We start from the raw sequence: 21,014 nt of genomic DNA on the forward strand, positions 1-21,014 counted from the left end.
ACGCTGCACCGGGGCATCGCGCAGGGGACCGAGGGAAGGGGGCGGACGGCACATGAGCCTGGTGCTGCGATTCGCCGCCGGTTCGCACAAGGGCATGATCCGCGAGGGCAACGAGGACTCCGGCTACGCCGGTCCCCGGCTGCTCGCCGTCGCGGACGGCATGGGCGGACAGGCCGCGGGCGAAGTCGCCTCCTCCGAGGTGCTGTCCAGCATCGTCGATCTCGACGAGGACGTCCCCGGCACCGACCCGATGACGGCCCTGCACGACGCCGCCGAGCGCGCCAACGAGCGACTGCGCGTCCTGGTCGAGGCGGACCCGAGCCTGGAGGGCATGGGCACCACGCTCACCGCCCTGCTCTGGACCGGCCAGCGCGCCGCCCTGATCCACATCGGCGACTCCCGCGCCTACCTGCTCCGCGACGGTGTGCTGACGCAGATCACCACGGACCACACCTGGGTGCAGCGCCTGGTCGACGAGGGCCGGATCACCGAGGAGGAAGCCTCCACCCACCCGCAGCGCTCGCTGATCATGCGCGCGCTGATGGGCACCGGGGAGGTCGAGTCCGATCTGTCGATCCGCGAGGTCCGGGCCGGCGACCGCTACCTGATCTGTTCCGACGGCCTCTCCGGCGTGGTCAGCCACCAGACGCTGGAGGAGACGCTCGGCAGCTACTACTCGCCCGAGCAGACCATCGCCGAGCTGATCCAGCTGGCGCTGCGCGGCGGCGGCCCCGACAACATCACCTGCGTCGTGGCCGACGTCCTGGACGTCACCGACCAGGACACCATGGCGGCCCAGTTCACCGACGCGCCCGTCGTCGTCGGCGCGGTCGCCGACGGCCCGCCCACGCTCGGCCACCCCGTCGTCGCCAACACCCCCGCCTCCCGCGCCGCCTCGCTCGGCCGCAGGAAGCCGGTCCCGGCGGACGACGGCGAGCAGCCCGAGGGCGGCTACCAGGAGTACCAGGAGTTCGAGGGCGGCTTCGACGACGACTACGAGCCGGAGGGACGTCGCAGCCGGCGTCGCCCCAAGGAGCGCAAGCGTCGCGGCTGGGTACTGCCGACCACCCTGGGCGTGACGGTGCTGGCGCTGCTCGGCGGCGGTGCGTACTTCGGCTACCAGTGGACGCAGTCGCAGTACTTCGTCGGGGCCAACGGCGACCACGTCGCCATCTACAAGGGCGTCTCGCAGAACCTGGCCGGGCTCAAGCTCTCCGCGGTCTACCAGGACGAGCCGCAGGTGCCGCTCAAGTACCTGCCGCCGTATCTGCAGACGGGTGTCAAGGACACCATGCCGATGGGAAGCCTCAGCGAGGCCCAGGACAAGATCAACATCCTCAAGCACCAGTCCGACGTCTGCCGCACGGTCGCGGCACAGAAGGCGAAGCCCACGCCGGCACCCACGCCGACGCCGAAGCCCTCGCCGTCCGCCAGCGGCAAGACCGTCCCGCATCCGAGCGGCTCGCCGAGCCCAGGTGCGAGCGGGACCCCGTCCACCGCGCCCGCCGCCGCGCCCTCGCTGAGCGCCGCGGACCAGAGCCTGGCCCAGCAGTGCGTGAGCTCCTGACCGGGGCGCCGACCCCGTCCGGGCGGCCCCCACGGTGAACGCAACGGGGAGCCCGACCGCCACGATCACCCCGCAAGGGGCGCCCAACCGTCGCAACACCGAGCTCTCCCTGCTCGTCTTCGCCGTGCTCGTGCCGGTCCTCGCCTACGCGGAGACCGGCCTCGCCATGGACGACCGGCTGCCCGCCGGCATGCTCGGCTACGGCCTCGGCATGGGCGCCTTCGCCCTCCTCGCGCACGTCGCGGTCCGCCGCTGGGCCCCGCACGCCGACCCGCTGATGCTGCCGATCGCGGCCCTGCTCAACGGCCTCGGCCTGGTCTTCATCTGGCGCCTCGACAAGGCCGCCCAGCTGCACCCCAACTACCCGGCCGCGCAGAACCAGCTGCTCTGGTCAGGACTCGGCATCGCGCTCTTCATCGCCGTGATGGCCCTGGTCAAGGACCACCGGCTGCTCCAGCGCTACACCTACCTCTCCGGCTTCGCCGCACTGGTGCTGCTGGCCCTGCCCGCCTTCTTCCCCACCCGCGCCGCCGACCACGGCGCGAAGATCTGGCTGCACCTGGGCGGCTTCTCGATCCAGCCGGGCGAGTTCGTGAAGATCCTGCTGCCGGTCTTCTTCTCCGGCTTCCTGATGGTCAAGCGGGACGCCCTGGCGCTGGCCAGCCGCCGCTTCCTCGGCCTGTACCTGCCGCGCGGCCGCGACCTCGGACCGATCGTGGTGGTCTGGGCGCTGAGCCTGCTGATCCTGGTGTTCGAGACGGACCTGGGCACCTCGATCCTCTTCTTCGGCATCTTCGTGGTGATGCTCTACGTCGCCACCGAGCGCACCAGTTGGATCCTCTTCGGGCTGCTGATGGCCGGTCTCGGCTTCTGGGCGGTGGCCGCCGGGGAGGGACACGTCAGGTCCCGGATCCAGGACTGGCTGCACCCGCTCGCCACCTCGGGCGGCAGCGGCGTCGGCCAGATCGGGCAGGCCCTGTTCTCCCTCGGCGCGGGCGGCACGATCGGCACCGGGCTGGGGGAGGGCCACTCCTGGCTGATCGGCTTCGCGGCCAAGAGCGACTTCATCCTCGGCACCATCGGCGAGGAGATCGGCCTGGCCGGGGTGATGGCCGTGCTGCTGCTCTACGCGCTGCTGGCCGAACGCGGCCTGCGTACGGCGCTGGCGGCACGCGACCCCTTCGGCAAGCTGCTGGCGGTCGGCCTGGCGGCGGCCTTCGCGCTGCAGGTGTTCATCGTCACAGGAGGAGTGACCGGTACCATCCCGTTGACCGGCATGACGCTGCCGTTCATCGCCCAGGGCGGCTCGTCCGTGATCACCAACTGGGCACTGGTCGCCATCCTGCTGAAGATCAGCGATGTCGCCCGCAGGCCGCCGCCGGGGACGGTCACGCAGCCGGTCGCACTGCCGGGGGCGCTGCAACCGAACGGGGCGGCGTAGGCGTCGTTGTATCGTGCCAGGAGCCCAACCAGGGGCTGATCTGCCCGCCGACCGTTGTCCGCCGACCGGAGTGAGCGCCACATGAACAAGCCGATCCGCAGGGTCTCCGTGTTCTGCCTGCTCCTGGTACTGGCGCTGATGATCCGCGCCAACTGGGTCCAGGGCGTCGACGCGAGCGCGCTGAACGCGAACACGCACAACCAGCGCACTGTCATCGAGGCCTACAGCTACCCGCGCGGCGACATCATCGTCGGCGGCCAGCCGGTCACCAAGAGCCTCCTGGTCAACGGCAACAAGTACAAGTACCGCCGGGCCTACGTGAACGGCCCGATGTACGCGCCGGTCACCGGCTTCTCCTCGCAGGCCTACGGCAGCAACCTGCTGGAGAACGTCGAGCAGCAGGTCCTGGCGGGGACCGACTCGCGGCTCTTCTTCCGCAACACGCTGGACATGCTGACCGGCAAGCAGAAGCAGGGCGGCAACGTCGTCACCACGATCGACCCCAAGGTCCAGCAGGCCGGCTGGGACGGGCTGCAGGGCAAGAAGGGCGCGGCCGTCGCACTCGACCCGACCACCGGCGCGATCCTCGGCCTGGTGAGCTTCCCCTCCTACGACCCGACCAGCATCGCGGGCGTGACGGGCGACTTCCAGAAGAACTGGACGACGCTGAACGCCGACACCAACCAGCCGATGCTCAACCGGGCGCTGCGCCAGACCTACCCGCCGGGCTCGACCTTCAAGCTGATCACCGCGGCGGCGGCGCTGGAGACCGGCCAGGTCACCGACATCAACGCGGCCACCTCGACCCCCGAGACCTACCAGCTGCCGAACACCACGACGCAGCTGACCAACGAGGCCGGGGACGTCGGCTGCCTGAACGCCTCGATCAACGACGCGCTGCGGATCTCCTGCAACACCGTGTTCGGCAAGCTCGGTGCGGAGATCGGCACCAACCGGATGGTCGAGGAGGCGCAGAAGTTCGGCTTCAACAACTCCGGCCTGACCATCCCCGTCGGCGTCGCCGGCAGCAACTACGACACGAAGATGGACCTGGCGCAGACCGCGCTCTCCTCCATCGGCCAGTTCGACACCCGGGCCACGCCGCTGCAGATGGCCATGGTCGCGGCGGCGATCAGCAACGACGGCTCGCTGATGAAGCCCTACCTGGTCGCCCAGGAGCGCTCGGCCAACAACTCGGTGATCTCGCAGGCGCAGCCCCAGCAGCTGTCACAGGCGACCACCCCCGATGTGGCGTCGAAGCTGCAGACCATGATGGTCAACGTGGTCCAGAACGGCACCGGCACCACCGCGCAGATCCCGGGCGTCCAGGTCGGCGGCAAGACCGGCACCGCGCAGCACGGCGTGAACAACAAGGACAACCCGTACGCGTGGTTCGTCTCCTGGGCCAAGGGTCCGAACGGCAAGCAGATCGCCGTGGCGGTCGTGGTCGAGGACAGCGGGACCGTCCGAAGCGACATCTCCGGCATGCACCTGGCGGCGCCGATCGCCAAGGCGATGATGCAGGCGTACCTCGGAAAATGACGTCCGAACGTCGTTCGCGAGCGTGGCGTGACCGATGCCACGTTCGCCGCGTTCGTCCAGCGCAGGCGTATTCCAGTCTTGTATCAGGTAGGTCAGCGAATCCGCTTTGACTCCCCGGCCCGGTAGCGTATCCGCCAGCAGCGGTCTGTCCGACTGCCCCACCGACTGCCGGGCAGACTGAAGAGGGAGAGGGCTCGAACCATGGAAGAACCGCGTCGCCTCGGCGGCCGGTACGAGCTGGGCGGCGTCCTCGGGCGCGGCGGCATGGCCGAGGTCTACATCGGCCACGACACCCGGCTCGGGCGCGCCGTCGCTGTGAAGACGCTGCGGGCCGACATGGCCCGCGACCCGTCGTTCCAGGCGCGTTTCCGCCGCGAGGCCCAGTCTGCGGCGTCGCTGAACCACCCCTCGATCGTGGCGGTCTACGACACGGGCGAGGACTACATCGACGGCATCTCCATCCCGTACATCGTGATGGAGTACGTCGACGGCTCCACGCTGCGCGAGCTGCTGCACAGCGGCCGCAGGCTGCTGCCGGAGCGCGCGATGGAGATGACCATCGGCATCCTCCAGGCGCTGGAGTACTCGCACCGCAACGGCATCGTCCACCGCGACATCAAGCCCGCGAACGTCATGCTGACGCGCACGGGCCAGGTCAAGGTGATGGACTTCGGCATCGCGCGCGCCATGGGCGACGCGGGCATGACCATGACGCAGACCGCCGCGGTGATCGGTACGGCCCAGTACCTCTCCCCCGAGCAGGCCAAGGGCGAGCAGGTCGACGCCCGCACCGACCTGTACTCGACGGGCTGCCTGCTGTACGAGCTGCTGACGCTGCGCCCGCCGTTCATCGGCGACTCGCCGGTCGCGGTGGCGTACCAGCACGTGCGGGAGGAGGCCCAGCCGCCGTCGGCCTACGACCCCGAGGTGCGTCCGGAGTACGACGCGATCGTCATGAAGGCGCTCGCCAAGGACCGGGACTACCGCTACCAGTCGGCCGACGAGATGCGCGCGGACATCGAGCGCGCCCTCGACGGCCTCCCGGTCGCGGCGGCAGCCGCACCGACGGTCGCCTTCGGCATGGGCGGCTACGGCCAGCAGGCTCCGCAGCAGGACCAGTACGGCCGCACCATGGCCATGCCCCAGCAGGGCGGCACCCCCGCCCAGGCCGGCGCGACCAGCATCCTCCCCGGCGTCGGCCAGGGCTACGACGCGGGCGGCGACGGCTACGACCCGTCCGGCGGCGGCTACGACGACGGCGGTTACGGCGGCCGCGGCGACCGCCGCCGCGCGGCGAACGGCGGCGGCAAGAACCGGAACACCTCGGTGATCGTGCTGGTCGTCGCGGCGATCCTGGTTCTGCTGGGCTCGTTCTTCGTGGCGAAGTCCATGTTCAACGGCAAGGCGGACCACGCGCAGACCGTGCCGTCGTTCGCGGGTCAGTCCTGGGCCGACGCGCAGGCGGCGGTCACGAACATGGGCAACAGCATCAAGCTGGTCAAGGGAACGCCGCTGCAGTGCGACACCAACACCGCCCAGAAGGATCAGGTCTGCAAGCAGACCCCGGTCGCGGGCACCACGATCCAGCCTGGCGGCACGATCACGGTCCAGCTGAGCAGCGGCCCGCTGACGAACGGCGTGCCGGACATCAGGGGCATGAACACCACTGATGCCGCGAACGCGCTGTCCGCCAAGGGCTTCCAGCTGGGGCAGCAGACGCAGCAGGCGTCCGACACGGTGCAGTCGGGGAACATCATCAGCTACTCCCCGTCCGGGTCGCAGCCGAAGGGCACCTCGATCGACGTCGTGGTGTCGAGCGGCCAGCAGATGGTGACGGTGCCGACTCTCACCGGGATGTCCTACACCGACGCCCGGAACCTGGCCCAGCAGAACCACCTGAATCTGAGTGTCACTCAGCAGGTGGTGACCCCAGGGCAGCAGGACAACTGGGTGCTGACCCAGGACCAGCCCGCGGGCACCCAGGTCAAGGCCGGGACGGTCATCAACATCACCATGACCCCGTCCAACAACACGGCGCAGACCTCCCAGGGTCAGACCGGCGCCACCGGCACTCCGGCCGGCACAGGTACCCCGGGACCGGGCAACGCCAACGGGAACCCGAACCCGGGCGGCGGCTGACCGAACCCGCTCGCCGACTGACGAATCGCACCCAGGGACCAGCGTCCCTGGGTGCTTTTCGTCGTCCCGGAGGGGATCATGACGACCATGGCCACCCGGATGAACGAGACCCAATGGCGCGCCTTCCTCGGCGCCGGCACCCGCACCGGCAAGCTCGCCACCGTCCGCAAGGACGGGCGGCCGCACGTCGCGCCGGTCTGGTTCGTGCTGGACGGCGACGACCTGCTCTTCAACACCGGCAAGGACACGCTCAAGGGCCGCAACCTCGCCAGGGACGGGCGGGTCGCGATCTGCGTGGACGACGACCGCCCGCCGTTCTCCTTCGTCATCGTCGAAGGGACCGCCACCCTCAGCGAGGACCTGCCGGAGGTCCGCCACTGGGCGACCAGGATCGGCGCCAGGTACATGGGGGAGGACCGGGCCGAGGCCTTCGGCGAGCGCAACGGCGTGCCGGGGGAGCTGCTGGTGCGAGTGCGCGTCGAGAAGGTCGTCGCACAGGCCGACATCGCAGAGTGACAGGGCGCAGAGTGACAGGGCGCGGACTGACAGGGCGCGGACTGACAGGCCGCGAACTGACAGGACGGACGACCCGCCCCTTGTCGGCGGCACACCGGGTCAGCAGACTGGCGCGGTGAGCGTCATCAGTTCCACCGCAGCGGAGTTCATCCGCGCCCGCACCCGTCTCGTCGCCAACCCCTTCGTCCCCGAGGTCCTGCTCCACTCCGCCGACCGAGTCTTCGACCTGTGGTCGGAGACGGATCGCGCCTCCGGCGCGGCCGACGCCCCACCGCCGTTCTGGGCCCAGGCCTGGGCGGGCGGGCTGGCGCTCGCGCGCTACGTCCTCGACCACCCGGAGACCGTCGCCGGCCGCAGCGTCCTCGACCTGGCCTCCGGCTCGGGCCTGGTCGCCATCGCGGCGGCGAAGGCAGGCGCGGCGAGCGTCGCGGTCAGCGAGATCGACCCGCTCGCCCTGGACGCCCTCGCCCTCAACGCGTCGGCCAACGCGGTCACCCTCGGCCCGAGCCTCGGCGACGTGCTGGACGACGATCCCCCGGCTGTGGACGTCGTCCTCGTCGGCGACGCCTTCTACGAACGCACGATGGCCACCCGCGTCCTCGCCTTCCTCCGCCGCGCGCAGGCCGCCGGCGCGACAGCCCTCGTCGGCGACCCCGGCCGCGCCTACCTCCCCCGCACAGAGTTCGACCCGCTGGCAACGTATGCCGTCCCGGTCCAGCGCGAGCTGGAGGACGCCGAGACGAAGCAGACGACGGTGTGGAGACTGGCCTGTGGACAACCCACCCGCGGCGAGTCTGTCCCATCCGAGCGAATCGGATGACCAGTCAGCCGCCGAGTGCCGCAGGCTGCTTGCCCGCGCTCTTCGGCAGGTCCTCAACCAGCGTGCCCCACACGGCCATTCGATACGTCGAGGTGAATTCGGGCGTGCACGTCGTCAGCGTGATGTAGCGGCCCGGCTTCGTGAAGCCGCTCTGCGGCGGGACGGGGGCGATGACGCTGACGTTGCTCGGGGAGGTCTGCGGCAGGGAGCTGGTGACCTGGTAGGTGTACCAGTCGTAGGCCGTCTCCACGACGATCTTGTCTCCCGGCACCAGTCGGGGGATGTAGCGGAACGGCTCACCGTGCGTGTTGCGGTGGCCGGCCAGCGCGAAGTTGCCGGTGCTCGCCCAGGGGAAGGCCGTCTCCTGCCCGCCGGAGTAGTGGCCGACCATGCCGTTGTCGAGGACGGACTCCTTGTCCACGCCCTCCGCGATCGGAGTCTTCACGTCCAGCTTCGGGATGTAGATGATCGCGAACTTCGATCCCACCGGCACCGAGGCCGGATACGCCGGATGGGTCGGCGTCCCGCCCCCGCCGCCCCACTGCTGCTCCAGCGTCGACGCCTGTGAGTTAGCGTAGTCGTTGGCGCGGACGTTGGTCCACCACAGCTGGTAGGCGACGAAGAGGATCATCACCACGCCCAGCGTGATCAGCAGTTCGCCGAAGGCCCGGACCGCCAGGATGCCGGGGCCGTCCTTGCGCCGCTTCGCGGCCCTGCGCCGGGCCGCGCGGCCGCCTGAACGCGTCGGCGGCGAGACGGGCTCAGCGGGCCGGACCGCGCGCAGTTGCAGGGTCTGATCGTCCTGCCAGAAATCCTGCGCCTCGGACTCCGGGCGCAGCGCGGTCACGCGACGGCCGCCCGGCCGATCACCGGGGCCAGCCCCGCCGAGCGGGCCACGGCGTCCGGGTCGCCGCAGTTGCCGAGCCAGTTGGCGAGCATCCGGTGGCCGCCCTCGGTGAGCACCGACTCGGGGTGGAACTGGACGCCCTCGACCGGCAGTTCGCGATGACGCAGGCCCATGATGACGCCGCTCTCGGTCCACGCCGTGATGTGCAGCTCGTCCGGCACGGTGTCCCGCTCGACCGCGAGCGAGTGGTAGCGCGTGGCGGTCAGCGGCGAGTGCAGGCCGGCGAAGACGCCGCCGTCCTCGTGGCTGACCGGCGAGGTCTTGCCGTGCAGCAGCTCGGGCGCGCGCCCGACCACCGCGCCGTACGCGACGGCGATGGACTGCAGGCCGAGGCAGACGCCGAAGACCGGCAGGCCGATGTCGGCGCAGTGGTGCACCATCTCGACGCAGACCCCGGCCTCCTCCGGCGTGCCGGGGCCGGGGGAGAGCAGCACGCCGTCGTAGGCCTCACGCGTCACCGAGGCGACGTCCACCTCGTCGTTGCGCAGCACCTCGCACTCCGCGCCCAGCTGGTAGAGGTACTGGACCAGGTTGAAGACGAAGCTGTCGTAGTTGTCGACGACGAGGATGCGAGCGGCGGGCCGGGCGGTCATCAGGCAGCAACTCCGTGGTTCAGGCTTGGATCTGGGCCCGCGACCGGCAGTCGGTGCGCACCGTTGAGCGTGGACGACGAGGGCCCGGGGGAGGGCGCGGTGGTGGAGCTGGTGCCGCCGCCGGTGCCGTTGACCGTCACGTCGCCGAAGGGGAGCAGCGGCTCCACGCTCGGGAAGACGAACTGGAAGAGCACGAAGACCGCAGCGAGGAAGAGCAGCAGGCACTGCAGGGCGCGCACGGGTGCGCTGCCGGGCAGCTTGCGCCACAGAAAGCCGTACATCGAGCGAGCCTCCTCCGCTCCTCCTGTCCGCACCAGATTAACGGGCGGCGCCCTGCGTCAGGGTCTCATCAGCCCAACCCCGCCGGCGTCCCCGCCGAGACGGGCGTCGTCGAGACGAGATGGCCCCACTCGATCAGCCGGTGACTGTGCCCCCAGGCCGGATCGCAGGTGGTCAGCGTCAGGTACGAGCCGGGCGTGCGGTAGCCGGACTCCGGCGGGAGCGGGGCCAGCACGCCGACGTCCGTCGGCAGCGTGCGCAGCGGCGTCCGGTCCAGGACGTAGACGTACCAGTAGTGCCCGTCGTCGAGGTAGATCCGGTCCCCCGGCCGCAGCAGCGGGAAGTCGTTGAAGGGGTTGCCCCAGGTGCGCCGGTGACCGGCCAGCGCGAAGTTGCCGGGCTGGCCGGGCTCCGCCGTGCCGGTGTAGTGGCCGATGCCCCGCTGCAGGTCCGTCGTCCCGGTGCCCTCGACGACGGGCTTCTTCCAGTCCTTGCCGAACCGCGGGATGTAGAGGACGGCGAAGGCCTCGCCCGGCGGGTAGGCGACCAGCGAGGGGGACGGCGAGGGCGCTGCCGACGGCGCGGCGGAAGGGGAGGCACCGGAAGGCGCGGAAGGACCCGACAGCTGCGGCTGGTCCCACTGCTGCTGGAGCCGGGCCAGCTCCCCCGCCATCGCGTTGTCGGCGGAGATGTTGGTCCAGAACAGCACGTAGACGGTGAGCAGCACGATCAGCGCGCCCACGGTGATGCACAGCTCGACGAGCGTGCGGCCGATCACCCGTCCCACCCCGGGCCCTCCCCCACCAGCGAGTCGTGACTACTGCGCCTTGGCGTACTGGAGGTCCACTGTGCCGGAGTAGCCGGGAAGAGTCATCGCCTTGGACTGGTCGAGTTTCCAGCCGAGCCCGTAGGCCGCGACGTACTGCAGATAGTTCTGGATGTAGCTGTCGCCGTTCAGCGAGGTGATCAGCGATGTCGGCGTTCCGACCGCCTTGACCACGTATGGAGGGGAGTAGACCCGCCCCTGCAGGATCAGCTGGTTGCCGACGCAGCGCACCGCGCTGGTGGAGATCAGCCGCTGGTCCTGCACCTGGATCCCGCGCGCGCCGCCGCGCCACAGCGCGTTGACGACGGCCTGCAGGTCCTGCTGGTGGATGACCAGGTCGTCGGGCTGGGGCTGCGGGACGCCGGGGATCCTGGCGGTGGCGTTCGGCGGGGCGTCGTTGAGGGTGACCGTGACGCCCGCTCCGGCCAGCGGATCGAGGCCGGCCGCCTGCTCCAGTGCCGTGAGCCGGGCGGCGTCGGCCGGGTTGTTGGAGTGCTGCCGGGCGAGCTGGTCGATCTGCGCGCGCAGGGCGGCCACGTTCGCGTCGGCCGTGGCGTTCTGCTGGCTGCGCTGCTGTATCAGGTCGGAGAGACGGAGGAGGGTGTCGTCGTTCCGCAGATTCGTGCCCTGGGAGGTGTGGGCGCTGGTGTAGAAGAGGAAGCCGGCCAGGGCGAAGATCAGGCAAGTCAGGGCGCGACCGACATATCGACCGGGGCGGCGAACCTCGGACGGTCCCTCGTTCGGAGAAATTTCCGCAGTCGGCGGAACTTCTTCGGAATCTGCCACGTACCCTTATCTCCTTCCGACTCCGGGAGCCACTACGCTAACGGACGCTGGCGTAGTGTGCGGTGCCCGGTATCTCGCTCGGGCGCCTGCCGAAGTTGCCGCACCTGCTGTTGGCCCACAGTCCCCGGGAGCCCTTCTCGTGCCGAAGTCACGCATCCGCAAGAAGTCGGACTACACCCCGCCGACCACGACCACCGCGACGCCGGTGAAGCTCAAGTCCGGGCGGGGCTTCATCGCGCCCATCATGCTCGGGCTCTTCCTCGCCGGTCTGGTGTGGATCGTCGTCTACTACGTGACCAGTGCCCAGTGGCCGATCAGCGCGATCGGCAACTGGAACATCGTCATCGGCTTCGGTTTCATCGCCGCCGGCTTCGGTGTATCCACGCAGTGGAAGTGACTTGTCCACAGGCTTGTCCACAGTGGGGAAAACCCTGACTATCTGTGGATAACTTGAACCGGACGATCGCCCGCCAGTTCCTCGGACAGCAGATAATCCGCAGGTGAACACGCGTAGCGAAGCTCACACGGAAGGGGCCCGCACAGCTGTGCGGGCCCCTTCCGTGTACTTGTGGAAAACCTCACCCTGTGAGCGGCCGGACGATCACAGCGTGATCTGCGCCGCCGCGTACAGGCTGACCCCGGCGACCAGTGCCGCGACCAGCACCACCGCGAGCCCCTGCACCGCGTTCCTGCGGGCCGCCGGGGCGTAGGCGTAGCCGGCCGCGATCAGCGTGCCGACCACCAGGCCGCCGATGTGCGCCTGCCAGGCGATGAAGCCGAGGGAGAAGGTCGCCACCAGGTTGACGACCAGCACGGCCATGATCGGCCCGAGCTGGTAGCCGCGGTGGCGGTGGACCACGATCACGGCGCCGAGCAGGCCGAAGATCGCCCCGGAGGCGCCCAACACCATCGCCTTCGAGTCGGTCGCCAGCACCAGCGCAGAGCCGCCCAGGCCGGAGAGCAGGTAGAGGGCCAGGAAGCGAACCCGCCCGAGCACCTTCTCCAGATACGGGCCCAGCACCCAGAGCGACCACATGTTCATCGCGATGTGCAGCAGCTGCTGGTGCAGGAAGACCGAGGTGATCATCCGGTACCACTGGTGGCTCACCGCGACCGCGTCACCCTGCATGATCCAGCGGGCGACGAAGGCGTCACCGCCGGTGAAGGCCAGCAGCCAGACCACCAGATTGGCGGCGATCAGCAGCTTGGTCACCAACGCGCCATCGCGCACCAGCTGACCGCCGTACTCGGTACGCGGCGCGCTCACCCGCGCGGCGGCGCGGCCCTCGTGCACGCAGTCGAGGCACTGGAAGCCGACGGCGGCCTCCACCCGGCATTCGGGGCAGACCGGCTTCTCGCAGCGCGAGCAGCGGACGCCCGTCTCGCGGCCCGGGTGCCGATAGCAGTCCGGCAGCATGATCGCTGGATCCCCCTCTGAGGCGACACGGATGGAGTGACACCGGCAATGAAAGCCGACAGGGCCCAGTCTCCCTCAGCGGAGCCCGGACCCTGCAAGGTCGGGACGGATCAACGGCGGGTGATCTCCACCGACTCGATCACGACGTCCTCCACCGGACGGTCGTTGCGGCCGGTGGCGACGGTCGCGATGGCGTCGACGACCTTCCTGGAGGCCTCGTCGGCGACCTCGCCGAAGATGGTGTGCTTGCGGTTCAGCCAGGTGGTCGGGGCCACCGTGACGAAGAACTGCGAGCCGTTGGTGCCCGGACCGGCATTCGCCATGGCCAGCAGGTAGGGGCGGTCGAAGACCAGCTCGGGGTGGATCTCGTCGCCGAACTCGTAGCCGGGGCCGCCCACGCCGACGCCCAGCGGGTCGCCGCCCTGGATCATGAAGCCCGCGAGGACCCGGTGGAAGATCGTGCCGTCGTACAGCTTGTCGGTCGTCTTCGCGCCGGTGCCCGGGTGGGTCCACTCGCGGGTGCCGTCCGCCAGCTCCACGAAGTTCGCCACGGTCTTGGGGGCGTGGAACGGGAAGAGCTTGAGCTCGATGTCCCCGTGGTTGGTGTGGAGAGTGGCGAACAGTTCCTGGGCCACGATGCGCCTTCCTGGAGTCCTTCGCGCGCCTCGGCGCACGGATGCTGACACCCGGAATCCTCCCACGCCCTGTGCAACGCCTCCCAAAGGAGCAGGATGCGAAGAGAAGGATCCGTTTTCAGCGCGCCTGAGAGGAAAACAGGCGGCATGATCTTTCATTGGGTGGATACGTGACAAACAGGACGCCCGAGGAGGAGGTTTCCGGTGACCCGGATCGACACAGCTCGCGAGGCAGCCAGTCGCACCCGTGAGCAGCTCACGCCTTACGCCGTGAGCGCCAAGGACGCCGCAGCGCACTACGGCGAGGAGGCCTGGCAGAAATGGGCCCCCGCCATCGGCTCGGCGGTGGAGCACGCCCGCCTGGCGGCGCAGAGCCGTGTCCAGGGCCAGGTGGTCCCGCTGTGGGACCAGGCACGCGGCAACGTCCCGCCGGCCGTGGACGAGGCGGTCGTCAAGGCCGGTCGGCAGGCGAAGGTCGCCGCGCGGCAGGCCAGGCAGCAGGCCCTGTTGGCGGCAGCCGTCGCGGCCGAGCAGGCGCGCCAGGCGCGCATCGTCGCGCAGGAACGAGCCCTGCCCGCCGCCCAGCTGGCGGCCCAGCAGCTGCACGACCGCTCGGCTGCCGCCCTGCCGGTGCTGCGCGGTGAGATCTCGTTGGCCGAGATCGAGGCGCTGACCGCCGCCCACGCGCGGGCCGCGTCCCGCAAGGGCCGCTGGGCGCGCCGCAGTCTCACTCTCCTGGCCGTAGGCGCGCTGGCCACCGGCAGCCTGGTGGCCTGGAAGTGGTACCAGCGGCAGAGCAACCCGGACTGGCTGGTCGAGCCGCCGACGACACCGATCCCGCTGCGGGAGACCGCGCCGGGCTCCGGCGGAAGCAGCGCCAGCGCGGCCGTCAACGGCTCCCTCCCGCTCGACCCGGAGGTCGAGGCCAAGGAGGCGAAGGAAGCCGAGGCCAAGGCGAAGGAGAAGAAGCCGGAGAAGTGAGCGTGCGCGCCCCACTCGAAGGGCCCAGCACGAAGGGCCCCACCCGCACGGGTGGGGCCCTTCGTCAGTTCCACGCTGCGTGGAGCCTAGGGGAGTCGAACCCCTGACATCCGCCATGCAAAGACGGCGCTCTACCAACTGAGCTAAGGCCCCGCGAACTGCCGCCGACAAGCGTACCCGCTCGGCGCGGCAGCACGGACCACCTTTTACGCACCAAGATCGCTAAATGTCACACGTGAAACACTTGGCGATCTTGCACAGTGCGATCTTGTGTGCCGCCGCACGGTCAGCGCGAGCCGGCCGGGATCGGGTCGGTGGCCTCGGTCCACAGGTCCTGCTCGGCGCGGTCGGCCTGCACCTGGCGGTAGACGAAGTACCCGCCCAGAACAGCCAGAACAACCAGCAGAAGCTTCTTCACCGCGAGACCTCGACTTCCTCGATGACGTCCTTGCCGCGATGCTACACCCCAGCCGGGGACGCCCAAGCCGCGTCTCCACAACGGCCAGCAAATGAGCGAGCCCCGACCATCTCCGTTTCACCGGAGCCGATCGGGGCTCTGCACGCTGTGGGCCTAACAGGACTTGAACCTGTGGCCTCTTCCTTATCAGGGAAGCGCTCTAACCGTCTGAGCTATAGGCCCGCGCTGCGTTGCGTTGAAAGATTAGCGCACCTGCAGCGGTCTGCCCAAATCCGTTCTCTGAGGTCAGCTGATCAGGGCCTCGGCAGACCCGGTTCAGTCCTCTTCGGCCAGCGTCAGCTCGACGCCTCCGGTCATCCCGGCGGCCGTGTTGTAGATGAACGACCCCAGTGTGCACAGCGCCGTCAGCAGCACCACGTCGATCACCGCGATCAGGCCGGTGAACATGAAGACGTTGCCGAAGGAGAGGTACGACTGGAGGTCGAAGCCGCTGGAGGCGTCCGCACCCGTGGTGGCCTGCTTGAGCGTGCCGCCCAGCGAGCTGAAGACACCGGCCGCGTCCAGGACCATCCACAGCAGCGAGACGCCGACGATGGTCACCACGCCCAGGGCGATGGAGAGCAGGAAGCTGACCTTCATCACCGTCCACGGGTCGGTCCGCACCACGCGCAGCCGCGCGCGCCGGGTCCGGCCGGACGGCGGGGCCGCCGGGCCCGGACGGGCGGCAGGCCGGTTGCCCGCGCCGCCCGGGGCGCGGTCGCCCGCACCGGCGCCCGAACCGCCGGGACCGCCCGCGCCGGGGACCGGCGTGCCGCGCGGCGGCGTGGGCTGGCCCTTGGCGTAGGTCGTGGGCGTCGAGTAGCCGCCGCCCGCCGTCGTGGGCGCGCCCGCGGCCGGGTTGCCGGCCTCGGCGGCGGCCCGGGCCTGCGCCTGCTCGCCGTTGGGGCCGCCCTGACGGCGGCGAGGGGCCTGCGGGCCGCCGTCAGGCCCGACGGCGGGCATCACCGACGTCGAGCCCGCGTCACGCCCGGCACCGCCGGCGCCGCCGGATGTCGCACCGGCGGTGTTCTGCGCCCGCCCCGCGGCACCAGCCGCACCCGTGGGTCCACTCACCCTGGTCCTCCCGCATTCCCCTCCAGGGCCGGGGAGGCCCTGGTGTGTCGTCACGCCCTCACGCTGCACGCGTGATGGTTCAAAGCGCAAGCAGTCAACCTGAAGAGAATCCTGGCACGGGCCCCGGTCGACTGCACCGGGGCCCGTCCACAGTCATCGTCGACTCACTCCGCAACTCACTCCGCGTCGGAGCCGGAGTCGGCGGGCGAGCCCTCGTCCGCCACAGTCGCGTCCGGCACGGTCTCGCCCGTCGGGGTCGCCTCCGCAGCAGCCTCGACCGGTCCGTCCTCGCCGTCCTCCACCTCGTCCTCGGCCACGCCCTCCGCGTTACGGGCGATGCCGACGACCGCGTCCCTCTTGCCCAGGTTGATCAGTTGGACGCCCATCGTGTCACGTCCGGTTTCACGGACCCCGGCAACCCGCGTGCGGATCACTCCGCCGCCGAGGGTGATGGCCAGGATCTCGTCGGCCTCCTCGACGACCAGCGCGCCCACCAGCGAGCCGCGGTCCTCGACGATCTTCGCTGCCTTGATGCCCAGCCCACCGCGGCCCTGGACGCGGTACTCGTCCACGCTGGTCCGCTTGGCGTAACCGCCGTCAGTGGCCGTGAAGACGAAGGTACCGGGCCGGATCACGCTCATGGAGAGCAGTTCGTCGCTCTCACGGAAACTCATGCCCTTCACACCTGAGGTGGCACGGCCCATCGGGCGCAGCGCCTCGTCGGTGGCGGTGAAGCGGATCGCCTGAGCCTTCTTGGAGATCAGCAGCAGGTCGTCCTCGGCGGAGACCAGCTCGGCGCCGATCAACTCGTCGTCCGAGCCCTCCTCGTCCTGACGCAGGTTGATCGCGATCAGGCCGCCGGAGCGGGGCGAGTCGTAGTCCTTGAGCGCCGTCTTCTTCACCAGCCCGGAGCGCGTCGCCAGGATCAGGTAGGGCGCCGCCTCGTAGGTGCGCACCGCCATGACCTGCGCGATCCGCTCGTCCGGCTGGAAGGCCAGCAGGTTGGCCACGTGCTGGCCGCGGGCGTCGCGCCCGGCGTCCGGCAGCTCGTAGCCCTTGGCCCGGTAGACCCGGCCCTTGTTGGTGAAGAAGAGGATCCAGTTGTGCGTGGTGGTCACGAAGAAGTGGTCGACGATGTCGTCCTGCTTCAGCTGCGCGCCGCGCACGCCCTTGCCGCCGCGCTTCTGCGAGCGGTAGAGGTCCGAGCGGGTGCGCTTGACGTAGCCGCCACGGGTGATCGTGACGACGATGTCCTCTTCGGCGATGAGGTCCTCGACGGACATGTCGCCCTCGTAGGGGATCAGCGTCGAACGCCGGTCGTCGCCGTACTTGTCGACGATCGCGGTCAGCTCCTCGGAGACGATCTCCCGTTGCTTCGCCGGCGAGTCCAGGATCGCGTTGTACTCACGGATCTTGGCCATCAGCTCGTCGTACTCGGCCGTGATCTTCTGGCGCTCCAGGGCGGCCAGGCGACGCAGCTGCATCTCCAGGATCGCGTTGGCCTGGATCTCGTCGATCGCCAGCAGCGACATCAGCGCGTGGCGGGCCACGTCGACCGTGTCCGAGCGGCGGATGGTCGCGATGACCTCGTCGATCGCGTCCAGCGCCTTGAGCAGGCCGCGCAGGATGTGCGCGCGCTCCTCGGCCTTGCGCAGCCGGAACCGGGTGCGGCGGACGATGACGTCGACCTGGTGGTTGACCCAGTGCCGGATGAAGGCGTCGATCGAGAGCGTGCGCGGCACTCCGTCGACCAGGGCCAGCATGTTGGCGCCGAAGTTGGTCTGCAGGTCCGTGTGCTTGTAGAGGTTGTTCAGCACGACCTTGGCGACCGCGTCGCGCTTGAGCACGACGACCAGGCGGGTGCCGGTACGGGACGAGGACTCGTCGCGGACGTCCGCGATGCCGCCGATGCGGGCGTCCTTGACCAGGTCGGCGATCTTCAGCGCCAGGTTGTCCGGGTTGACCTGGAACGGCAGCTCGCTGATGACCAGGCACTGACGGCCGTGGATCTCCTCGACCTCGACCACCGCGCGCATCGCGATCGAGCCACGCCCGGTGCGGTAGGCGTCCTCGATGCCGCGACGGCCGACGATCAGCGCGCCGGTCGGGAAGTCCGGGCCCTTGATCCGCTCGATCAGGGCTTCCAGAAGCTCCTCGTTGGAGGCCTCCGGGTTCTCCAGATACCAGAGCGCACCGGAGGCGACCTCGCGCAGGTTGTGCGGCGGGATGTTGGTCGCCATCCCGACCGCGATGCCGGTCGAGCCGTTGACCAGCAGATTGGGGATGCGGGCCGGCAGGACCTGCGGCTCCTGGGAGCGGCCGTCGTAGTTCGGCGAGAAGTTGACGGTCTCCTCGTCGATGTCCCGCATCATCTCCATGGCGAGCGGCATCATCCGGCACTCGGTGTACCGCATCGCGGCGGCCGGGTCGTTGCCCGGGGAACCGAAGTTGCCGTTGCCGTCCACCAGCGGCATCCGCAGCGACCACGGCTGCGCGAGGCGGACCAGCGCGTCGTAGATCGAGCTGTCACCGTGCGGGTGGTAGTTGCCCATCACGTCGCCGACGACGCGGGCGCACTTGTAGTAGCCCTTCTCTGGGCGGTAGCCCCCGTCGTACATCGCGTAGAGCACGCGCCGGTGCACCGGCTTGAGGCCGTCGCGGACCTCGGGCAGGGCACGCGACACGATCACGCTCATCGCGTAGTCGAGGTACGAGCGCTGCATCTCCGTCTCGAGCTCGACCGGCTCGATCCTGGTGTCCAGCAGACCGGCCAGGCCGGTCTCGTCGGGGGTCTCCTCCGGCTGCGCGCCTTCGGGGCGGTTGTCATCGACCACGGGTGGTCATGTTCCTTTCGCTGCGGTTTCGCTGCGCTGCGGCTGCCGGAGCCTCAGACGTCGAGGAAGCGGACGTCCTTGGCGTTGCGCTGGATGAAGGAGCGGCGGGCCTCGACGTCCTCGCCCATGAGGATCGAGAACAGGTCGTCGGCGCGGGCGGCGTCCTCCAGGGTGACCTGGGAGAGCAGGCGGACCTCGCGGTCCATGGTGGTGACCCGCAGCTCCTCGGCGTTCATCTCGCCCAGACCCTTGAAGCGCTGGATGGCGTCGTCCTTGGGCAGCTTGCGGCCGCCCTGGCGGCCGGCCTCCAGGGAGGTCTCCTTCTCGCGCTCGGTGTAGACGTACTCGACGTCGTCCCGGCCCCACTTGATCTTGTACAGCGGCGGGCGGGCGAGGAAGACGTGGCCGCCCTCGATCAGCGGGCGCATGTAGCGGAAGAGCAGGGTCAGCAGCAGCGTGGAGATGTGCTGGCCGTCGACGTCGGCGTCCGCCATCAGGATGATCTTGTGATAGCGGAGCTTCTGCAGGTCGAAGTCCTCGTGCACGCCGGTGCCGAAGGCCGAGATCAGCGCCTGGACCTCAGTGTTCTGCAGCACCTTGTCGATCCGGGCCTTCTCGACGTTGAGGATCTTTCCTCGGATCGGCAGGATCGCCTGCACCCGCGGGTCCCGGCCCTGCTTGGCCGAGCCGCCGGCGGAGTCACCCTCGACGATGAAGATCTCGCACTCGGTCGGGTCCTTGGACTGGCAGTCCGAGAGCTTGCCGGGCAGCGACGCCGACTCCAGCAGACCCTTGCGGCGGGTCAGGTCACGCACCTTGCGGGCCGCGACGCGGGCCGTGGCGGCGGTGATCGCCTTGCGGATGATGTCCGCGCCCTCATTCGGGTTGCGGTCCAGCCAGTCGTTGAAGTGCTCGTGGACGACCTTCTGCACGAAGGTCTTCGCCTCGGTGTTGCCGAGCTTGGTCTTGGTCTGGCCCTCGAACTGCGGCTCGCCGAGCTTGACCGAGATGATCGCGGTCAGACCCTCGCGAATGTCCTCGCCGGTGAGGTTGTCGTCCTTCTCGCGGAGCAGCTTCTTGTCCCGCGCGTAGCGGTTGACCAGACCGGTCAGCGCAGCGCGGAAGCCCTCCTCGTGGGTGCCGCCCTCGTGCGTGTGGATGGTGTTGGCGAAGGAGTAGACGCCCTCGTTGTACGAGGTGTTCCACTGCATGGCGATCTCGACGGAGATCTTCTTGTCCTTGTCCTCCGCCTCGAAGTCGATGACGGTGGGGTGGATCACCTCGCCCTTGCGGGAGTTGAGGTACTTCACGAAGTCGGAGATGCCGCCCTCGTAGTGATACCGCACCGAGTTCGGCTTGCCGTCGTCGTCGGTGTGGTCCGGACGCTCGTCGGTCAGCGAGATGGTCAGGCCCTTGTTGAGGAAGGCCATCTCCTGGAAGCGCCGGGAGAGCGTGTCGAAGGAGTACTCGGTGGTCTCGAAGATGTCCGGGTCGGCCCAGAAGGTGACCGTGGTGCCCGTCTCCGGGGTCTCCTCGTGCTTGGCCAGCGGAGCGACCGGCACGCCGATCTTGTACTCCTGCGACCAGCGGTAGCCGTCGGTCCTGACCTCGACCGCGAGGCGGTGCGAGAGCGCGTTCACGACGGAGACACCGACGCCGTGCAGACCACCGGAGACCGCGTAACCGCCGCCGCCGAACTTGCCGCCGGCGTGCAGCACGGTCAGCACGACCTCGACGGCCGGCTTGCCGGTGGTCTTCTCCACACCCACCGGGATGCCACGGCCGTTGTCGATCACGCGGACGGCGCCGTCGGGCATGATCGTGACGTCGATGGTGTCGGCATGGCCGGCCAGCGCCTCGTCGACGGAGTTGTCGACGATCTCGTACACCAGGTGGTGCAGGCCGCGCTCACCGGTGGAGCCGATGTACATGCCCGGGCGCTTACGGACGGCTTCGAGCCCCTCCAGCACCTGGATGGCACTGGCGTCGTACGACTTCTTGCCGTCGCCGCTCTCGCCGTTCTCTTCGGGAGACTGGTTGGGGTTGCCGGACTCGGCCACGAAACGCCCTCTCTGGCACAACGCGGGCCGCGCCCCGGCCCTGCGGACAGGCTGGAGGCGGCCACGGCGTTCGACTCAATACCGCAAGCGGCAGTGTTTGACTTCCAGTCTACCGGTACGACTGACATAGATGGGGCTTT

The 21,014-nt window shown here is 69.5% G+C and carries 19 protein-coding genes and 2 tRNA genes; 8 read left to right on the forward strand and 13 right to left on the reverse strand.

Going from position 1 to position 21,014, the window contains the following annotated elements:
• Positions 1–52: 52 nt before the first annotated feature.
• The 6 genes from ABIA32_RS00485 to ABIA32_RS00510 all read left to right on the forward strand — a co-directional run bounded on the left by ABIA32_RS00485 (position 53) and on the right by ABIA32_RS00510 (position 8,025).
• Positions 53–1,567, forward strand: a complete 1,515-nt coding sequence (locus ABIA32_RS00485; protein WP_370091607.1) for a PP2C family serine/threonine-protein phosphatase — start codon at positions 53–55, stop codon at positions 1,565–1,567.
• A gap of 34 nt (positions 1,568–1,601) precedes the next feature.
• On the forward strand, positions 1,602–3,008 hold the full coding sequence (locus tag ABIA32_RS00490) for an FtsW/RodA/SpoVE family cell cycle protein (RefSeq protein ID WP_370091608.1): 1,407 nt from the start codon (positions 1,602–1,604) through the stop codon (positions 3,006–3,008).
• An 81-nt stretch (positions 3,009–3,089) separates the two neighbouring features.
• Positions 3,090–4,550 carry a peptidoglycan D,D-transpeptidase FtsI family protein gene (locus tag ABIA32_RS00495; RefSeq protein ID WP_370091609.1) on the forward strand — a complete coding sequence of 487 codons (1,461 nt, stop codon included), beginning with the start codon at positions 3,090–3,092 and terminating at the stop codon, positions 4,548–4,550.
• 201 nt (positions 4,551–4,751) lie between these two features.
• Positions 4,752–6,689 (forward strand): Stk1 family PASTA domain-containing Ser/Thr kinase, encoded by a 1,938-nt coding sequence (gene pknB, locus ABIA32_RS00500; RefSeq protein WP_370091610.1) that lies wholly within the window; start codon positions 4,752–4,754, stop codon positions 6,687–6,689.
• Positions 6,690–6,776: 87 nt separating this feature from the next.
• On the forward strand, positions 6,777–7,205 hold the full coding sequence (locus ABIA32_RS00505; protein ID WP_370091971.1) for a PPOX class F420-dependent oxidoreductase: 429 nt from the start codon (positions 6,777–6,779) through the stop codon (positions 7,203–7,205).
• Between the two features lie 115 nt (positions 7,206–7,320).
• Complete coding sequence (locus ABIA32_RS00510; protein ID WP_370091611.1) at positions 7,321–8,025, forward strand: methyltransferase; 705 nt, start codon at positions 7,321–7,323, stop codon at positions 8,023–8,025.
• A gap of 4 nt (positions 8,026–8,029) precedes the next feature.
• On the opposite strand, the gene ABIA32_RS00515 is transcribed toward ABIA32_RS00510, so the two are convergent.
• The 5 genes from ABIA32_RS00515 to ABIA32_RS00535 all read right to left on the reverse strand — a co-directional run bounded on the left by ABIA32_RS00515 (position 8,030) and on the right by ABIA32_RS00535 (position 11,380).
• The gene (locus tag ABIA32_RS00515) at positions 8,030–8,872 is read right to left on the reverse strand and encodes a class E sortase (protein WP_370091612.1); all 843 of its coding nucleotides are present in this window, start codon (positions 8,870–8,872) and stop codon (positions 8,030–8,032) included.
• On the reverse strand, positions 8,869–9,525 hold the full coding sequence (locus ABIA32_RS00520; RefSeq protein ID WP_370091613.1) for an aminodeoxychorismate/anthranilate synthase component II: 657 nt from the start codon (positions 9,523–9,525) through the stop codon (positions 8,869–8,871). Before ABIA32_RS00520 ends, ABIA32_RS00515 begins: the two co-directional genes overlap by 4 nt.
• A complete protein-coding gene (locus ABIA32_RS00525) occupies positions 9,525–9,806 on the reverse strand; it encodes a hypothetical protein (protein WP_370091989.1) in 282 nt (93 codons plus the stop codon). The genes ABIA32_RS00520 and ABIA32_RS00525 overlap by 1 nt, the downstream gene beginning before the upstream one ends.
• Before the next feature lie 68 nt (positions 9,807–9,874).
• Positions 9,875–10,591 (reverse strand): class E sortase, encoded by a 717-nt coding sequence (locus ABIA32_RS00530; RefSeq protein ID WP_370091614.1) that lies wholly within the window; start codon positions 10,589–10,591, stop codon positions 9,875–9,877.
• A 30-nt stretch (positions 10,592–10,621) separates the two neighbouring features.
• Complete coding sequence (locus ABIA32_RS00535; RefSeq protein ID WP_370091972.1) at positions 10,622–11,380, reverse strand: DUF881 domain-containing protein; 759 nt, start codon at positions 11,378–11,380, stop codon at positions 10,622–10,624.
• Positions 11,381–11,555: 175 nt separating this feature from the next.
• Here ABIA32_RS00535 and crgA point away from each other — a divergent pair, with 175 nt between their 5' ends.
• Positions 11,556–11,813 (forward strand): cell division protein CrgA, encoded by a 258-nt coding sequence (gene crgA / locus ABIA32_RS00540; protein ID WP_370091615.1) that lies wholly within the window; start codon positions 11,556–11,558, stop codon positions 11,811–11,813.
• Between the two features lie 204 nt (positions 11,814–12,017).
• On the opposite strand, the gene ABIA32_RS00545 is transcribed toward crgA, so the two are convergent.
• Positions 12,018–12,833, reverse strand: coding sequence for a rhomboid family intramembrane serine protease (locus tag ABIA32_RS00545; RefSeq protein ID WP_370091616.1), 816 nt, complete (start codon positions 12,831–12,833; stop codon positions 12,018–12,020).
• A gap of 110 nt (positions 12,834–12,943) precedes the next feature.
• Positions 12,944–13,468 carry a peptidylprolyl isomerase gene (locus tag ABIA32_RS00550; RefSeq protein ID WP_370091618.1) on the reverse strand — a complete coding sequence of 175 codons (525 nt, stop codon included), beginning with the start codon at positions 13,466–13,468 and terminating at the stop codon, positions 12,944–12,946.
• Positions 13,469–13,672: 204 nt separating this feature from the next.
• Between ABIA32_RS00550 and ABIA32_RS00555 the strand changes: the two genes are divergently transcribed.
• Positions 13,673–14,449, forward strand: coding sequence for a DUF5324 family protein (locus tag ABIA32_RS00555; protein WP_370091619.1), 777 nt, complete (start codon positions 13,673–13,675; stop codon positions 14,447–14,449).
• Between the two features lie 80 nt (positions 14,450–14,529).
• Here the strand turns inward: ABIA32_RS00555 and ABIA32_RS00560 are convergent.
• From ABIA32_RS00560 to gyrB, 6 genes are all read right to left on the reverse strand, one after another.
• Positions 14,530–14,602, reverse strand: a tRNA-Ala gene (locus ABIA32_RS00560).
• A 133-nt stretch (positions 14,603–14,735) separates the two neighbouring features.
• On the reverse strand, positions 14,736–14,867 hold the full coding sequence (locus ABIA32_RS00565) for a DLW-39 family protein (RefSeq protein ID WP_232248059.1): 132 nt from the start codon (positions 14,865–14,867) through the stop codon (positions 14,736–14,738).
• A gap of 148 nt (positions 14,868–15,015) precedes the next feature.
• A tRNA-Ile gene (locus ABIA32_RS00570) sits at positions 15,016–15,089 on the reverse strand.
• 93 nt (positions 15,090–15,182) lie between these two features.
• Complete coding sequence (locus ABIA32_RS00575) at positions 15,183–15,980, reverse strand: DUF3566 domain-containing protein (protein ID WP_370091621.1); 798 nt, start codon at positions 15,978–15,980, stop codon at positions 15,183–15,185.
• Between the two features lie 176 nt (positions 15,981–16,156).
• On the reverse strand, positions 16,157–18,814 hold the full coding sequence (gene gyrA / locus ABIA32_RS00580) for a DNA gyrase subunit A (RefSeq protein WP_370091622.1): 2,658 nt from the start codon (positions 18,812–18,814) through the stop codon (positions 16,157–16,159).
• Positions 18,815–18,867: 53 nt separating this feature from the next.
• Complete coding sequence (gyrB, locus tag ABIA32_RS00585) at positions 18,868–20,874, reverse strand: DNA topoisomerase (ATP-hydrolyzing) subunit B (RefSeq protein WP_370091623.1); 2,007 nt, start codon at positions 20,872–20,874, stop codon at positions 18,868–18,870.
• Positions 20,875–21,014 lie beyond the last annotated feature (140 nt).

The organism is Streptacidiphilus sp. MAP12-20 (assembly GCF_041262525.1).
Lineage (GTDB): Bacteria > Actinomycetota > Actinomycetes > Streptomycetales > Streptomycetaceae > Streptacidiphilus.

What these genes read in the sequence shown, in the direction of transcription:
- ABIA32_RS00485 (WP_370091607.1), top strand. Translation starts at nt 53, where the DNA reads ATGAGCCTGGTGCTGCGATTCGCCGCCGGTTCGCACAAGGGCATGATC.
- ABIA32_RS00495 (WP_370091609.1), top strand. Translation starts at nt 3,090, where the DNA reads ATGAACAAGCCGATCCGCAGGGTCTCCGTGTTCTGCCTGCTCCTGGTA.
- pknB (WP_370091610.1), top strand. Translation starts at nt 4,752, where the DNA reads ATGGAAGAACCGCGTCGCCTCGGCGGCCGGTACGAGCTGGGCGGCGTC.
- ABIA32_RS00505 (WP_370091971.1), top strand. Translation starts at nt 6,777, where the DNA reads ATGGCCACCCGGATGAACGAGACCCAATGGCGCGCCTTCCTCGGCGCC.
- ABIA32_RS00520 (WP_370091613.1), bottom strand. Translation starts at nt 9,525, where the DNA reads ATGACCGCCCGGCCCGCCGCTCGCATCCTCGTCGTCGACAACTACGAC.
- ABIA32_RS00525 (WP_370091989.1), bottom strand. Translation starts at nt 9,806, where the DNA reads ATGTACGGCTTTCTGTGGCGCAAGCTGCCCGGCAGCGCACCCGTGCGC.
- ABIA32_RS00545 (WP_370091616.1), bottom strand. Translation starts at nt 12,833, where the DNA reads ATGCTGCCGGACTGCTATCGGCACCCGGGCCGCGAGACGGGCGTCCGC.